Source organism: Comamonas brasiliensis (assembly GCF_018292285.1).
GTDB classification, from domain to species: Bacteria; Pseudomonadota; Gammaproteobacteria; order Burkholderiales; family Burkholderiaceae_C; genus Comamonas; species Comamonas brasiliensis.
Map to the genome: position 1 here is coordinate 271553 of NZ_JAANES010000005.1, position 14935 is coordinate 286487.

At 63.1% G+C, this 14935-nt stretch carries 12 protein-coding genes; 8 read left to right on the forward strand and 4 right to left on the reverse strand.

Annotated features, from left to right (window positions below; translation table 11 throughout):
- Nucleotides 1–215 precede the first annotated feature (215 nt).
- The gene (gene ppk1, locus DJFAAGMI_RS20375) at nucleotides 216–2282 is read left to right on the forward strand and encodes a polyphosphate kinase 1 (protein ID WP_211458814.1); all 2067 of its coding nucleotides are present in this window, start codon (nucleotides 216–218) and stop codon (nucleotides 2280–2282) included.
- A gap of 171 nt (nucleotides 2283–2453) precedes the next feature.
- Here ppk1 and DJFAAGMI_RS20380 read toward each other — a convergent pair whose 3' ends face one another.
- Nucleotides 2454–3935, reverse strand: coding sequence for a Ppx/GppA phosphatase family protein (locus DJFAAGMI_RS20380; protein ID WP_211458705.1), 1482 nt, complete (start codon nucleotides 3933–3935; stop codon nucleotides 2454–2456).
- Between the two features lie 456 nt (nucleotides 3936–4391).
- On the opposite strand from DJFAAGMI_RS20380, the gene pstS reads away from it, so the two are divergent.
- The 7 genes from pstS to phoR all read left to right on the forward strand — a co-directional run bounded on the left by pstS (nucleotide 4392) and on the right by phoR (nucleotide 11106).
- On the forward strand, nucleotides 4392–5423 hold the full coding sequence (gene pstS, locus DJFAAGMI_RS20385) for a phosphate ABC transporter substrate-binding protein PstS (RefSeq protein ID WP_211458707.1): 1032 nt from the start codon (nucleotides 4392–4394) through the stop codon (nucleotides 5421–5423).
- A gap of 173 nt (nucleotides 5424–5596) precedes the next feature.
- Complete coding sequence (pstC, locus tag DJFAAGMI_RS20390; RefSeq protein WP_211458815.1) at nucleotides 5597–6535, forward strand: phosphate ABC transporter permease PstC; 939 nt, start codon at nucleotides 5597–5599, stop codon at nucleotides 6533–6535.
- Entirely contained in the window at nucleotides 6532–7422 is an 891-nt protein-coding gene (pstA, locus tag DJFAAGMI_RS20395; protein ID WP_043005431.1) for a phosphate ABC transporter permease PstA, read from the forward strand. Before pstC ends, pstA begins: the two co-directional genes overlap by 4 nt.
- Nucleotides 7423–7439: 17 nt before the next feature.
- Nucleotides 7440–8216 (forward strand): phosphate ABC transporter ATP-binding protein PstB, encoded by a 777-nt coding sequence (pstB, locus tag DJFAAGMI_RS20400; RefSeq protein ID WP_003053452.1) that lies wholly within the window; start codon nucleotides 7440–7442, stop codon nucleotides 8214–8216.
- A 10-nt stretch (nucleotides 8217–8226) separates the two neighbouring features.
- Nucleotides 8227–8928, forward strand: a complete 702-nt coding sequence (gene phoU / locus DJFAAGMI_RS20405; RefSeq protein WP_003053453.1) for a phosphate signaling complex protein PhoU — start codon at nucleotides 8227–8229, stop codon at nucleotides 8926–8928.
- An 18-nt stretch (nucleotides 8929–8946) separates the two neighbouring features.
- A complete protein-coding gene (phoB, locus tag DJFAAGMI_RS20410; RefSeq protein WP_003053455.1) occupies nucleotides 8947–9642 on the forward strand; it encodes a phosphate regulon transcriptional regulator PhoB in 696 nt (231 codons plus the stop codon).
- An 87-nt stretch (nucleotides 9643–9729) separates the two neighbouring features.
- A complete protein-coding gene (phoR, locus tag DJFAAGMI_RS20415) occupies nucleotides 9730–11106 on the forward strand; it encodes a phosphate regulon sensor histidine kinase PhoR (protein WP_211458709.1) in 1377 nt (458 codons plus the stop codon).
- Between the two features lie 5 nt (nucleotides 11107–11111).
- Here the strand turns inward: phoR and DJFAAGMI_RS20420 are convergent, their stop codons facing one another.
- From DJFAAGMI_RS20420 to DJFAAGMI_RS20430, 3 genes are all read right to left on the reverse strand, one after another.
- On the reverse strand, nucleotides 11112–12476 hold the full coding sequence (locus DJFAAGMI_RS20420) for an MATE family efflux transporter (RefSeq protein WP_211458711.1): 1365 nt from the start codon (nucleotides 12474–12476) through the stop codon (nucleotides 11112–11114).
- Nucleotides 12473–14200, reverse strand: coding sequence for a hypothetical protein (locus DJFAAGMI_RS20425; RefSeq protein WP_211458713.1), 1728 nt, complete (start codon nucleotides 14198–14200; stop codon nucleotides 12473–12475). Before DJFAAGMI_RS20425 ends, DJFAAGMI_RS20420 begins: the two co-directional genes overlap by 4 nt.
- A 173-nt stretch (nucleotides 14201–14373) precedes the next feature.
- Nucleotides 14374–14619, reverse strand: a complete 246-nt coding sequence (locus DJFAAGMI_RS20430; RefSeq protein ID WP_003053459.1) for a type B 50S ribosomal protein L31 — start codon at nucleotides 14617–14619, stop codon at nucleotides 14374–14376.
- Between the last annotated feature and the right edge of the window lie 316 nt (nucleotides 14620–14935).

The following is a 14935-nucleotide window of genomic DNA, read 5'->3' on the forward strand; positions in this document are numbered from 1 at the left end:
GGCTGGCGCATCTCTCGCTGGTGCCGGCAGCGGCAACAGCAGAGCAGGGCGGTAGCGTGAAGGGCGCCGCAGGCGAGCCGCCTGCAGTTGCGCAAGCCGCCGGGGCCGGGCACCATGAGGTGCCCGGTGCCGTTTCCGACGCGGCCCCTGCGGCATCTTCCGTCCCTGCCAAAGCGCCGCGCCGACGCCGGGCGGCGTCCAAGAACGAGGTAGCCATGCCGCCTGTGATCGAGCCGACTCTGGAGCTGCTGGACCGCGATCAAAGCATTCTGGTCTTCAACGAGCGCGTGCTGAGCTGGGCCGAGCGCGAGGATGTGCCGCTGCTCGAGCGCCTGCGCTATCTGTGCATCGTGTCCTCAAATCTCGACGAGTGGTTCGAGGTGCGCTGCGCCCCTCATGTCTCGGCCGCCAAGGTGGGTGACGAGCAGGGCACCTACTCGCGTGCCAGCTTCGAGCGACTGATGACCACGGCCCATGGCCTGGTGGCCAAGCAGTATCAGCTCTACAACCAGGCCATCATTCCTGCGTTCGACAAGCATGCGATCCGCCTGGTCTCGCACGGCGAGCGCAGCGTGGCGCAGCGCAAATGGGTGCGCGAGTACTTCATGCGCGAGGTCCAGCCCCTGCTGATGCCAGTGGGCCTGGACCCGTCGCACCCCTTTCCGCAGGTCGCCAACAAGGCGCTTAATTTCATCGTGCGCCTCAACGGCGTGGATGCCTTCGGGCGCGCCAACGAGGTGGCCATCGTCAAGGTGCCGCGCGCCTTGCCGCGCCTGATCCGCCTGCCCGAGAAGATTTCGGGCAAGCAAAAGTTGTTCGTCAGCATCTCCAGCGTGGTGCGCGCCCATCTGGCCGAGCTGTTCCCGGGCCGGGAAGTGTCCGAGTTCTCCCAGTTCCGCGTCACCCGCCACTCCGATCTGGCCGTGGATGAGGACGATGTGGTGGATCTGCGCATGGCCTTGCGCCAGGGCCTGCACCACCGCCATTACGGCCAGGCGGTGCGTCTGGAAGTGTCTTCCTCATGCTCCGTGGTGCTCTCTGACCTGCTGCTGGAGCAATACGGCCTGCCTGCCGAGGCGCTGTTCCGCGTCAAGGGACCGGTCAATCTGGTGCGCCAGATGCAGCTGATCGATCTGGTCGACGACCCGGCCCTGCTGTTTCCCAAGTGGAAGCCGGCATGGCCCACCCAGCTTGTGCCCGGCCGCTCCATCCTGGCCCAGATGCGCAAGAGCGACATCATCATCCATCAGCCCTTCGAGAGCTTTGACGGCGTGCTGGAGCTGCTGCGCGAGGCCGTCAACGACCCGCAGGTGCTGGCCATCAAGCAGACCATCTACCGCACGGGCACCGACTCCGAGATCATGAGCCTGCTGGCCGAGGCCGTGAGCCGCGGCAAGGAAGTGCTGGCCGTGCTGGAGCTCAAGGCGCGCTTTGACGAAGAGGCCAACATCAACTGGGCGGAAAAGCTGGAATCGCTGGGCGTTCAGGTGGTGTACGGCGTGGTCGGCCTCAAGACCCACGCCAAGATGCTGCTGATCACGCGGCGCGAAAAGCGCAACAACCAGCTCAAGCGCTATGCCCATCTGTCCACGGGCAACTACAACGCCCGCAGCGCGCGTCTGTACACCGACATCAGCCAGCTGACCTGCAATGACGAGATCACGGCCGATATGGATGCGGTGTTCCGCCACCTCTCCAGCCACAACACCATGCCCAGGCTGCAAAAGCTGGTCATGGCGCCCTTCCATCTGCAAAACCGCATGCTGGAGCTGATCGGCCTGGTGGCTGCCGCAGCGGCGCGGGGCGAGAAGGCGCGCATGGTGCTCAAGATGAATGCGCTGACCGACGAGCCGCTGATCCGCGCTCTGGTCGAGGCCGGTCGCAAGGGCGCGCAGATCGATCTCATCGTGCGCGGCTCCTGCATGCTGCCGGCCCAGCGCCCGGGCGTCACCGACAATATCCGCGTGCGCTCCATCATCGGCCGTTTCCTGGAGCATTCGCGCGTCTTCTACTTTGCCTGGGGGCAGGAGGAAGAGCTGCTGCTGTCCAGCGCCGACTGGATGAATCGCAATATGCTCAGCCGTGTGGAGCTGGCCTGGCCGGTGCTGGACAAGAAGCTGCGCCAGCGCGTGATTGACGAGTGCCTGGTGGCCTATCTGGGCGATGACCGCGATGCCTGGACGCTGGATGCTTCGGGCGCTTACCAGAAGCCCGAGCGTCCCCTGGAGGGCAAGGGTGCCCAGCAGGCGCTGATGGTGCGCTACGGCGGCAAGAGCCTCTGAGTTATCAAAGAAGGAGCTGATTGCGCTTGTTGGCCAAGGATTTCAGATGCTTTTCATGCTGAAATCTTTATCTGACAGGCGCGTGCAGCTCTCTTTTTGAAGGCTGAATGCAAAAAAGGGACTGCCTCGCAGTCCCTTTGTCTTTGCCATGCGCCCGAACGGCGGGCCGCGTCAACGCAGCTGCAGCTTGAGGCTCCAGGGCGTCTTGCTCCAGGCCATGGCTTCCTCTTCCAGCAGGCGTGCGGATTGCGGATAGGTCAGCATCCAGCCCGAAGGGGTGGAGAGCCTGCATTCCGAACCCGAGCGCTTGATCTGCATGCCTTTCATGTCCGGCTCGCGGCGGGTGTGGCACAGCTGCACGGCGATGCGCAGCGCCATCAGCGGCAGGGCCAGCTGGGGCTCGCCGATGGCGTCCTCCAGCTTGCGCAGCTTGCCCTGGTGACCCAGCACCAGCTGGCAGATGCGCTGGCGCAGCTCAGGCTCCCAGGTGGCCAGGCCGCAATGCTCGACGATGTAGGCACCGTGGCGATGGTAGTTGCTCAGGGCCACACGCATGCCGACCTCATGCAGCTGCGCTGCAATGGTCAGGGCCTGTGCGCTCTGCGCCGCCGTTTCGGCGGGCAGGATCTGCTGGTACAGCTCGGTGGCGATACGCTGCACGCGCAGGGCATGGGGGACATCCACGCCGAAATCCAGCTGCAGGGCGCTGATTTCTGCGGCCTCCTTGTCGGCGGGAGGCTCATGGTCGAGCAGGTCGTGCAGGGCCCCCTGGCGCAGTGCGCCCTGGGCGACTTCCAGCTCGGTAATGCCCAGCAGATCGACCACGGCCATCATCACGCTGATGCCGCCCGCGACCACGGGGCGGCGGTCTTCCTTGAGGCCCGGCATGCGCAGGCGGTCCACATGGCCGATGTCCAGCAGCATCTCGTAGAGGTGGCGCAGCTTGGCAGGGGTGATCACCTGTCCGTCCAGGCCCTGGGCCGTGAGGGCGTCGGCCACGGCATTGGCCGTGCCGGAAGAGGCGTAGGCGCAGTCCCAGGCGGTGCCTGGATAGGCGAACTGGGCCTGGGCCAGGCATTGCTTGGCGGCGGCGACGGCGGCCTGAAAGTTGGCCTTGTTCAGTGCGCCATCGCTGAAGAAGCGGCTGCTCCAGGAGACGCTGCCCAGCGCAAACGATGCCACCTGCAGCGGCTGGCTGTGCTGGCCGATGATGATTTCGGTGGAGCGCCCGCCAATGTCGATGACCAGGCGTTTTTGCTGGCTGGGCGGCAGGGAGCTGGCCACACCGCGATAGATCAGCCGGGCTTCTTCCTCGCCGGCAATGACCTCGATGGGAAAGCCCAGCAGCTGGCTGCCATGCGTCACGAATTCGCCGGCGTTCAGTGCCTCGCGCAGGGTCTGGGTGGCAACGGCGCGCACATGCGTGGCATCGAAGCCTCTGAGGCGCTCGCCGAAGCGCGCCAGGCAGTCCCAGCCTCGCTCCATGGCCTCGCGCGAGAGTTCCTGGCGCGAGTTCAGGCCGTTGCCCTGGCGCACGGTTTCCTTGAGGTATTCCACTCGCTCGATGCGTTGATGCGAGCCGATGCGGCCTATTTCAAGGCGAAAACTGTTGGAGCCAAGGTCTACGGCGGCAAGCAGCGATTCTGGAGCCATTTCTGAGCCAATCAATGCGTTGTTGTTATGCGGGTTGGGGCACGAGTGGAGCATGAGCGTGAGGGAGCTGACGACACATGCATCGGGCAGTGGAATATGCAATATGCGCCGTCATCGGGCTATCAGGGGGAAGAGTTCAGCCTCTGCCAAGTCAGGTATTTGCAGGTATTGCCGGCCCGGGCCACCGCCGAGGGGTGCTCACGCTGTGTGACAGACTATGTCATACATTGCCAGCGCCCCGGCATCGGCCTTGCGACAAGCTGTTACCTGTGTTTTTACTCGGGGACCGAGTATGTAGGTCAAGGCTCAGCAGTTTGCGAACGAAATATGACAATCGCATGACCGGATTGACTGGTTTTCACTCGGTTGCGCCTTGAAATTTTCATGTCACGACGCTGTCATAAAAGGTTTTTAAAGTCCACTCCATCGAATCTTTCAACCCTAAGAGGTCGTTTCATGAAGTTGTCCTTGATTCACGTTCTGGTAGCCGGTGCTCTGTCTGCCGCGGGTATTGCCAACGCCAGCCAGGAAGCTACAGGTGCCGGTGCGAGCTTCCCGGCTCCTCTGTATTCCAAGTGGGCTGCCGACTATCACAAGGCCACAGGCGTCAAGATCAACTACCAGTCCGTGGGCTCCAGCGCCGGCGTCAAGCAGATCGATGCCAAGACCGTGGACTTCGGCGCCTCGGATGCGCCCCTGACCGATGACGAGCTGCAGAAGAAGGGCCTGCTGCAGTTCCCCACCGTGATCGGCGGCATTGTTCCCGTGGTCAACATCAAGGGCGTGGCTCCCGGCCAGCTGAAGCTGTCGGGCCAGGTGCTGGGCGACATCTACCTGGGCAAGATCACCAAGTGGAACGATCCCGCCGTTGCCGCTCTGAACCCCGGCGTGGCCCTGCCTGATGCCGCCATCGCTCCCGTGCGCCGCGCCGACGGCTCCGGCACCACCTTCGGCTTCACCAACTACCTCTCCAAGGTCAACGCCGAGTGGAAGGACAAGGTCGGCGAAGGCACGGCCGTGAACTGGCCCACCGGTGCCGGCGGCAAGGGCAACGAAGGCGTTGCCGCCTTTGTGGGCCGTCTGCCCAACTCCATCGGCTATGTCGAGTACGCCTATGTCAAGCAGAACAAGCTGACCTACACACAGCTGCAGAACAAGGACGGCGCTTTCGTCTCTCCTGACGACGATACCTTCAAGGCTGCCGCTGCCGGTGCCGACTGGGCCAAGAGCTTCTACCAGATCCTGACCAACCAGCCCGGCAAGAGCGCCTGGCCCATCACCTCGGCCACCTTCATCCTGATGCACAAGACCCAGGACAAGCCCGCCCAGGCCGCCACTTCGCTGAAGTTCTTCGAGTGGGCCTACAAGCAAGGTGACAAGACTGCTGCCGATCTGGACTACGTGCCCATGCCCGACTCCGTCAAGAACGTGATCTACAAGTCCTGGAACGACATCAAGGACACCTCGGGCAAGGTTGTTGCCAAGTAATCTCGTGTAATCAGTGAGCAGCGGACTGCCGTGCCGGACGGCATCTCCGCTGCTTGTTTCAACCCTTTGCGAATAAAGGCGCTCACGTGTCCACTACGTCGCCCTCCAGTTCGCTGGCTGCTGCCTCCACCGATGCCGCCAAGCGACGCTCTCCTTCTCCGCCACGTGCTCCGATGATCTCGGGACGTATGGCGGATCGTTTGTTTGGTGGCCTGGCACGCAGCGCAGCGATTCTGACGCTGGTGCTGCTGCTGGCCATCATGGCTTCACTGATCGTCGGCGCCTGGCCCGCCATTTCGGAATACGGTCTGGGCTTTCTGACCAGCAGCGTCTGGGACCCCGTCCAGAATCGGTACGGCGGCCTGGTCATGATTTACGGCACGCTGGCCACCTCGGCCATCGCGCTCTTGATTGCCGTGCCCGTGAGCTTCGGCATTGCGCTGTTTCTGACGGAACTCTCTCCCGCCTGGCTCAAGCGCCCTCTGGGCACGGCCATCGAGTTGCTGGCCGCAGTGCCATCCATCGTCTACGGCATGTGGGGTCTGATGGTGTTCGGCCCCGTGCTGGCCACCTATGTGCAGCAGCCGCTGCAGAACCTGCTGAGCGGCGTGCCCTATCTGGGCGCCTTTGTCTCCGGGCCTCCCGTGGGTATCGGCATTCTCTCGGCCGGCATCATCCTGGCCATCATGATCATCCCCTTCATCGCCTCGGTGATGCGCGATGTGTTCGAGGTCACGCCGGCGCTGCTCAAGGAGTCGGCCTACGGCCTGGGCTCCACGACCTGGGAAGTGGTCTGGAAAGTGGTGCTGCCCTATACCAAGACCGGCGTGCTCGGCGGCGTCATGCTGGGCCTGGGCCGCGCGCTGGGCGAGACCATGGCCGTGACCTTTGTGATCGGCAATATGAACCAGCTCAATTCGCTGTCCGTGTTCGAGGCCGCGAACAGCATCACCTCGGCCCTGGCCAATGAGTTTGCCGAAGCCGGCGAAGGCCTGCACCAGGCATCGCTGATCTATCTGGGCCTGGTGCTGTTCTTCATCACCTTCGTGGTGCTGGCCTGCTCCAAGATGCTGCTCAATCGCCTGCAGAAGAACGAAGGAGCCCGCTCATGAGCTCGACCTCCACCTCCGCCAAGATGCTTGATGCGGCCGACCTGGCTGCCGTGCGTCAGGCCAAGTACGACAGGCGCAAGCGCCTCAATCAGATCGCGCTGACCCTGTCCATGGCTGCCATGCTGTTCGGCGTCTTCTGGCTGATCTGGATTCTCTGGGAAACCATTCGCCAGGGCGTGGGCGGCCTGAACTTCGCGCTGTTTTCGCAGATGACGCCTCCGCCCAACGAGGAGGGCGGCATTGCCAACGCCATCTGGGGCTCGCTGATGATAGTGACGCTGGCCACTTTTGTCGGCACGCCGATCGGCGTGATGGCTGGTGTCTATCTGGCCGAGTACGACAAAAAGAGCTGGCTGGCTTCCACCACGCGCTTCGTCAACGACATTCTGCTGTCCGCTCCCTCCATCGTCATCGGTCTGTTTGTCTATACCGTGGTGGTAGTGCGTTTCAAGAGCTTCTCCGGCATGGCCGGCGTGATCGCGCTGGCGCTGATCGTGATTCCCGTGGTCATCCGGACCACTGAAAACATGCTGGTGCTGGTGCCTGCCAGCCTGCGTGAAGCGGCTTATGCACTGGGCACGCCGAAGTGGAAGGTCATCATCATGGTGACGCTGCGTGCGGCGCGTGCCGGTGTCATCACCGGTGTGCTGCTGGCCGTGGCTCGTATCGCAGGCGAGACTGCTCCGCTGCTGTTCACGGCGCTGAACAACCAGTTCTGGAATGCCGACCTGAGCAAGCCCATGGCCAGCCTGCCGGTGACCATCTTCAAATTTGCCATGAGCCCCTATGAGAACTGGCAGCAACTGGCATGGGCCGGTGTGTTCCTCATCACGGTGGCTGTGCTGGGTCTGAATATCCTGGCGCGTTTCATCACCCGCCAGAAATAATTCCAAGGTTCAAGATCATGACTGCAACCATTGCTCCCGCCAACGTCAAGCTGGCCGTGCGCGACCTGAACTTCTATTACGGCAAGTTTCACGCGCTGAAAAACATCAACCTCGATATTCCCGAGAAGAAGGTCACGGCCTTCATCGGCCCCTCGGGCTGCGGCAAGTCCACGCTGCTGCGCACCTTCAACCGCATGTTCGAGCTCTATCCCGAGCAGCGCGCCGAAGGCCAGATCATGCTGGACGGCGACAATCTGCTGACCAGCAAGCAGGATGTGGCACTGATTCGCGCCAAGGTCGGCATGGTGTTCCAGAAGCCCACGCCGTTCCCGATGTCCATCTATGACAACATCGCCTTCGGCGTGAAGCTGTTCGAGAATCTCAACGCCTCCGATATGGACGACCGCGTGGAGTGGGCGCTGCGCAAGGCGGCGCTGTGGAATGAAGTCAAGGACAAGCTGCAGCAAAGCGGCTCGGGTCTGTCGGGCGGCCAGCAGCAGCGTCTGTGCATCGCGCGCGGCATTGCCATCAAGCCCGAGGTGCTGCTGCTGGACGAGCCATGCTCGGCGCTGGACCCCATCTCCACGGCCAAGATCGAGGAACTGATTGCGGAGCTGAAGAACGACTACACCGTGGTCATCGTGACCCACAACATGCAGCAGGCCGCCCGTTGCAGCGACTACACGGCCTATATGTACCTGGGGGACCTGGTGGAGTTCGGCGACACCGAAAAAATGTTCTTCAAGCCCCAGCGCAAGGAAACGGAAGACTACATCACAGGCCGCTTCGGCTAAGGACTCAAAAATGACAGAAAAACATTTGTCCACACAGTTCGACTCCGAACTCAACCGTGTCTCTGCCCGCGTCATGGAGCTGGGCGGTCTGGTCGAGTCGCAGATCAGCAATGCCGTCTATGCACTGACCAGCTTCAGCACCGATGCCGTGGAGCAGGTCATCAGCACCGAGCAGCGCGTCAATGCCATGGAAGTGGAGATCGACCATGAGCTGTCGTCCATCATCGCGCGCCGTCAACCCACGGCCCGCGACCTGCGCCTGCTGATCGCCTTCTCCAAGGCCACGGCCAATCTGGAGCGCATGGGCGACGAGGCCTGCAAGATGGCCCGCATGGTCAAGTCCATCATCGAAAGCGGCGCCGCCCGTTCCCTGCCCAGCGGCGAGCTGCGCATGGCTGCCCAGATGGCTTCCGAGCTGCTGCGCAAGACCCTGGATGCCTTTGCCCGCCTGGACACCAAGGCGGCGGTGGCCATCTTGCGCGAAGACGATCTGATCGACGAAGAGTTCGACGGCTTTGTGCGCAAGCTCATCACCTACATGATGGAAGATCCGCGCACCATCTCCGCCAGCCTGGACCTGCTGTTCCTGGCCAAGGCCATCGAGCGTATCGGCGACCACTCCAAGAACGTGGCCGAGCTGATCATCTACCTGGTCGAGGGCAAGGACGTGCGCCATCAGACCATGGCTGAAATCGAATCTGCGGTGTTGTAAGACGGAGGCTACCCAGGGATGAAGAAGATGCCCATGGTCCTCATCGTGGAGGACGAACCTGCGATTGCAGAGTTGATCGCGGTCAATTTGAGGCATAACGGCTTCCAGCCCGTCTGGGCGGAAGACGGTGTGTCGGCGCAGCGCGAGCTCGATGCCGTGCTGCCCGATGTGATCTTGCTCGACTGGATGCTGCCCGGTGCCAGCGGCCTGTCGCTGGCCCGCAAATGGCGTGCCGACAGCCGCACCAAGGCCGTACCCATTCTCATGCTGACGGCGCGCGGTGACGAGCCCGACAAGGTGGCAGGCCTTGATGCCGGAGCCGATGACTACATCACCAAGCCATTCTCCACCCAGGAGCTGCTGGCCCGCATCCGTGCCGTGCTGCGCCGTCGCGCGCCAGAGCAGGTGCAGGACAAGGTCAGCATTGGCGAGCTGGTGCTGGATGCCGCAGCCCATCGCGTGAGCTGGCAGGGCGATCTGCTCAAGATCGGACCCACCGAGTTCAAGCTGCTCAACTATCTGATGAAGCACCCCGAGCGCGTGCACAGCCGTGCGCAGCTGCTCGACAAGGTATGGGGCGACCATGTCTTCATCGAAGAGCGCACGGTGGATGTGCACGTCAAGCGCCTGCGCGAATCGCTGGGCGTGGCAGGTGTTCTGATTGAAACCGTTCGCGGCGCAGGTTACCGTTTCAGCGCTCAGGCCATGGCCTGACAGCACTTCCCCCAAAACCTCGGCCCGGTCTGGCTGGGTCGACAAAAATCACAACTGAAAGCAAATATGGGGTGGCGTGGTTTTCGATTGTTGGCCTCTCAGATCGCGGCAGCCATGGTGGTATGGCTGCTGTGGGCCCATCTGCTCGCACCCGATGCGACGGTGGGGCAGCAATCTGTGGCGGCCATGGCCGGTGCCTTGATTGGCGGCTGGATCTGGTGGCTGGTGGATAGCTGGAATGGCGCGCGCCTGCTGCGCTGGCTGCGCCAGTCGGAGTTGGGTGCCGTGCCCAACCTGGCGGGCATCTGGGGCGAGGCTGGCGTGCGCATGCGCCGCTGGATTCGCCAGAGCGTGCAGCAGGTGCAGCAGGGTGATCAGCGGCTCAACGATATCTTGTCGGCCCTGCAGGCCAGTCCCAATGGTGTGGTGCTGCTCGATGCGCAGGGGCGCATCGAATGGTGCAACCAGATTGCGGCCAAGCAGTTCGGCTTCGACGCCGAGCGCGACGTGCTGCAAAGCATAGGCAACCTGGTGCGCAATCCTCAGTTCAGTGCCTATTTCGTGGCGCAGGACTTCACCCACGATCTGGTCATGCAGGGGCGCGAAAGCACGCCTTCGCGGCCGGTCAAGCTGTCGGTGCAGCTCTACGGCTATGGCGAGGGGCGCAAGCTGCTGCTGGCGCGCGATGTGACGGCTCTGGAGCAGGCCGAAGCCATGCGCCGCGACTTCGTGGCCAATGTCTCGCATGAAATCCGCACGCCGCTGACGGTGCTGGCCGGTTTTGTGGAAACGCTGCAGAACCTGCCGCTGGAGGAGGACGAGCGCAATCGCTATCTGGAGCTGATGGCCCAGCAGGCCGAGCGCATGCAGCATCTGGTGGAGGACTTGCTGACCTTGTCGCGTCTGGAGGGCAGTCCGCTGCCAGGCAACAACGACTGGGTCTCGGTGGCGCAGTTGCTCACTCGCTGCGAGAACGAGGCGCGCGGCCTCTCCAATGCCTTGACGCGCAAGCAGGCCAAGCCCCATGTGCTGAACTTTCCCGACGAGCAGGCGCTCAGGCAGGCCGGAGAGCTGGCAGGTGCCAGCGCGGAGCTGCACAGCGCGTTCTCCAATCTGCTGGCCAATGCCATGCGTTACACGCCTGCAGGCGGGCAGATCGATGTGCGCTGGCAATTGCTGCCTGACGGGTCGGCCCGCTTTGCCGTCAAGGATTCCGGCCCCGGCATCGATGAAAAGCATGTGTCGCGCCTGACGGAGCGCTTCTATCGCGTGGACCGCAGCCGCTCACGTGACACTGGCGGCACCGGCCTGGGACTGGCCATCGTCAAGCATGTGCTGCAGCGGCATGGTGCCAAGCTGAGCATCGAGAGCGAGCTGGGCAAGGGCTCGGAGTTCGCTGTGACTTTTCCGCCCGGACGTGTGCGGGCCGTGACCGAGGTGCCGGCCAAGACGCTGTCTCATTGAGCGCTTCAGTGGCTGGTCCGGGGCCTGGGCGGTCGTATGGTTTTGTGCAGGATGGTGCTGAATGCCAGGGCCGTGACCAGCAGGGCGGCCGCGCTGCAGATCCACAAGGGCATGGGCGTGGCCTGCCAGTCCTGCCAGCCGGGAGCGGCCTGCCACCGGTAGGTCAGCCAGTAGCCAAGACCCAGGCCGCCGCCCCAGAGCAGCAGGCAATAAATCACCAGAGGCGCCACGGTCACGCGGTAGCAGCGCAGCACGAAAATGCAGTAGGTCTGCACGCAGTCCGCCACATGGTATGTGGCCACGCAGATCAGCAGCCAGGACGTCATGGCCAGCACCTGCGGGGAGTCGGTATAGATGTCTGCAATCCAGCTGCGAGCAAGGAACAAGGTGGCAGCTGTCGCCATGCCTATCATCAATGCAAGCTTGAAACACTGCTGAATCAGCGTTCTGGCCTGGGCTTCATCGCCTGCGCCGCGCCAGTAGCTGACGCGGGCACTGGTGGCAATGGCCAGGGATAGCGGCACCATATAGCAGATGGCGGCCAGATTGGCAGCGATCTGGTGGCTGGCGGACGAGAGCGAGCCCTGTCGTGCCACATACAGGGCCATGAGCGTGAAGGAGGTGACTTCCACCAGAATGGCCAGACCCGCAGGAATGCCAAGGCGGCAGAAGCGGCCCAGCTGCAGCCAGTCAGGGGGCTCCAGCTTCTGCCACAGCGCCAGCGGCGCATAGAAATCCTGGGTGCGCATCAGCCACAGGGCCACGGCAAACATGGTGTAGTTGACCAGCAGCGTGGCCAGGGCGCAGCCCACGGCTCCAAGGGGAGCGAGGCCCAGGCCGCCAAAGGTGAACCAGACGGACAAGGGGATTTTGATCAGCAGCGAGATGAGCTGCAGCCAGGTGACCAGCTTGGGGTGGCCCAGCGCCTGGTTGAGTGCGCTGTAGATGCGAAACAGCAGCGCCGGAGGCAGGCCCCAGGCCAGCACGGCGAGATAGCGCTTGACCTCCAGCTGCAGCGCATCGGGCACATCGGTCCAGCGCAGCAGCGCGTCAGGCATTAGCAGCACTGCCATCCCCAGTACGCAGGCTGCGGCACACAGATACATGGACTGGCGCAGCGAATGCCCTATGGCCTGGGGCTGGCCGGCGCCACGCTGCTCGGACCACAGGGGCAGAAGAGCCTGAAAAATGCCCATCAGCGAAGCATAGACGCTGATGAAAATGGCCGAGCCCACGGACAGGGCGGCGACGGCCTCGTTGGAATAGCGACTGGCGACGATGGTATCGGTGGTGCCGAAGGCCATGACGGCCAGTTGGCCGGCCAGCACCGTACCCGCATGGCGGCCTATGTACTGCAGCTCGCCCTTCATGGCGCGGCTTTGGGGCCGGTGTACTTGAGCAGAACCAGAACTTCCTTCTGACCAGCCAGGCGGGTGATGCGGCTGACCTCGCTCCAGCCCTGGCGCAGCTTGCGATTGTGGTCGCCCGCCCAGCGGTCTGCATCGACCAGCGCCCAGCCGCAGTCGCCGGGATCGCTGCGGCGCAGCAGTGCCGTATCCACATGGGTGTAGTAGCGCACGGCCGCAATCTGCGAGCGGCCCAGGCCATAGGTCAGCACGCAGCTTGTGGCGCCGTTTTGCCTGAGCTCGTCGTCCAGCTGTGTCATCTGGAACTGATAGCTTCGAGCATGGTCCAGTGGCTCCATCCAGAGCGTGGACAGCAGCACCCAGCTCAGCGTGGCACCGCCGGCCGGCAGCACCAGGCTCTTCCAGATGGCTGCGCGGTTGCGCGAAGTGCGCCAGACCACCAGTGCAAACCAGCCGGCAGTGGCGACGAGTGCCACGATGACCGTGGGCCAGGAGATGCTGGCTTCAAACTGCGGGGCAAGGCGTGCAATATTGGCGGCGATCTTGGGCGGAAATCCGGTCTGGAATGCCAGCCAGACTACCCAGATGGCAATCGCGGATGCCGTAAAGAACAGCAGTGTGAACCAGTCGATCAGCGCGCTGATGCTGCGCCTGAAGGTGGGCAGGGCGAAGGCGGCCAGGGTGGCGATGGCAGGAAGTCCCAGCAGCAGGGCACGGTCGGCCGGGGTGCTGCTCAGGCAGGCGGCCACCGGAACGGTGGCAAACAGCAGAGCAATGGACAGATGCGGGTTGTGGCCGGGGTAGGCAATCTGGCGGCGCCAGACCCACAGCGTCCACAGAGCCAGGGGCCAGGCAGGCCAGCAGAACCACAACAGCAGCTGCAGCAGCGCGCTCCAGTCCTTGAGCGAGTCCACGAGATGCCAGACCCATTGATCCAGTGCGGTGGTCAGGCTGGCGGCCAGCACCGTGGCGGCCATCCAGGCTGCGGCCCAGAGGCGTGCTTGGCGGTGTGAGCGGCCCGGATTGTCGCCCCAGCTGCGCTGGGTGAAGGCGATCACGCTGCCGCCCAGTCCGAACAGCACGGCAAGCGTGGGGGCTCCGCTCAGGGCCAGTCCCAGCAGGCCGAATATCAGGGCCGCCGCTGACTTCCTCGGGTGATAGGCCATGGCTGCCGCTGCAAAGAACAGCAGTGCCGTGCAGCCCAGCTGGGTGACGTAGCTGGTGGTTTCATGCGAGAGCTGGGCCAGACCCAGGCAGGCAACCAGGGCCAGCAAGGCCGCATCGGCCATGGCGCGGGCGTAGTCGATCAGCTGCGCCTCTCCGCCAAAGGCGAAGGCGACGGGCTGTGCGCCTGGCGTGCGGGCCAGATAGTAGGCGCCCCACCAGGTGGCTCCCAGGGTCAGGATCAGCAAGGCGATGAACGGCAGGCGCGCCGCCATTTCAGCGCCGAGCAGCCACTCGAAGCCCAGCAGGGACAAGGCGCCCAGCCAGTAGGGCAGCAGACCATCGATGCTGGGAGCCAGACCCGAAAGCGTGGGAGACAGCCAGTCGGTATGACCTAGTGCCAGCTCGCGCATATAGCCAAAGGCCTCCATATCGTTGGAGCGCCAGGGGCCACGCATGACAAAGCCGGGAATCACATAGGCCAGGCACAGCAAAAGCAGGGCCCAGCGCGGCAGTCGGCGCACGGCGCTTTGGGCAACAATGGCAGGTGTGGGCTGGTTCACGCAATCAATCCGGTAGCGGCGGTGCGAGTCTGCACGGCCTGATCAGGCGAGAGCGCCCGGGTTCGGAGCGCTTGGTGCTCCGATGATAGGAGCATTGGGATGCCACAGGGCAGCTCCCAAAAAGAAAAGGCAGCACGGTTGCCCGAGCTGCCTTTTCAGCAAAAAAGTAAGATTTACTTCTTGCCGAAGCGGTTGCGGAACTTCTCCACGCGGCCACCCATGTTGTCCACCGACTTTTGTGTGCCAGTGTAGAAGGGGTGCGATTCAGAAGTGGTATCCAGCTTGAACAGAGGGTACTCTTTACCTTCGAAGTTTTCGGTTTCCTTGGTGGAAACGCAAGAACGTGTCACGAACTTGAAGCCGTTGGACATGTCAACGAACAGAACTTCGCGGTAATTGGGGTGAATGCCTTCTTTCATGATCTTTCCTTTGGTCAAGTGCGGGAGCCGCACCAGCCTGTCCGGTGTACTTTCCGCATAAAAGCTCTCCATTATTGCACACAATGGGGAATCGGTGCCTGACGAGCCGGCCGGCGGTGGCCGGAGCCCGCCGTTTGCAGGCCATTGCCGATATTGCCTGCAGGTCTGGGCGCCGAGTTCTTCTGCCTGCCGCGCTGCAGTCCGCGCCATTCGGCATCTGGCGCCGCAGTGCTTGCCAACCTGGATTTGATGAAGCTCAAGCCTCCTTGGGAGGTGACTATGCAACAACTTCTTGAGCACATAAGATGTTGCGTTA

What these genes read in the sequence shown, in the direction of transcription:
- pstC (WP_211458815.1), top strand. Translation starts at nt 5,597, where the DNA reads ATGATCTCGGGACGTATGGCGGATCGTTTGTTTGGTGGCCTGGCACGC.
- DJFAAGMI_RS20420 (WP_211458711.1), bottom strand. Translation starts at nt 12,476, where the DNA reads ATGAAGGGCGAGCTGCAGTACATAGGCCGCCATGCGGGTACGGTGCTG.
- pstA (WP_043005431.1), top strand. Translation starts at nt 6,532, where the DNA reads ATGAGCTCGACCTCCACCTCCGCCAAGATGCTTGATGCGGCCGACCTG.
- phoB (WP_003053455.1), top strand. Translation starts at nt 8,947, where the DNA reads ATGAAGAAGATGCCCATGGTCCTCATCGTGGAGGACGAACCTGCGATT.
- DJFAAGMI_RS20380 (WP_211458705.1), bottom strand. Translation starts at nt 3,935, where the DNA reads ATGGCTCCAGAATCGCTGCTTGCCGCCGTAGACCTTGGCTCCAACAGT.
- phoU (WP_003053453.1), top strand. Translation starts at nt 8,227, where the DNA reads ATGACAGAAAAACATTTGTCCACACAGTTCGACTCCGAACTCAACCGT.
- pstS (WP_211458707.1), top strand. Translation starts at nt 4,392, where the DNA reads ATGAAGTTGTCCTTGATTCACGTTCTGGTAGCCGGTGCTCTGTCTGCC.
- pstB (WP_003053452.1), top strand. Translation starts at nt 7,440, where the DNA reads ATGACTGCAACCATTGCTCCCGCCAACGTCAAGCTGGCCGTGCGCGAC.
- DJFAAGMI_RS20430 (WP_003053459.1), bottom strand. Translation starts at nt 14,619, where the DNA reads ATGAAAGAAGGCATTCACCCCAATTACCGCGAAGTTCTGTTCGTTGAC.
- ppk1 (WP_211458814.1), top strand. Translation starts at nt 216, where the DNA reads ATGCCGCCTGTGATCGAGCCGACTCTGGAGCTGCTGGACCGCGATCAA.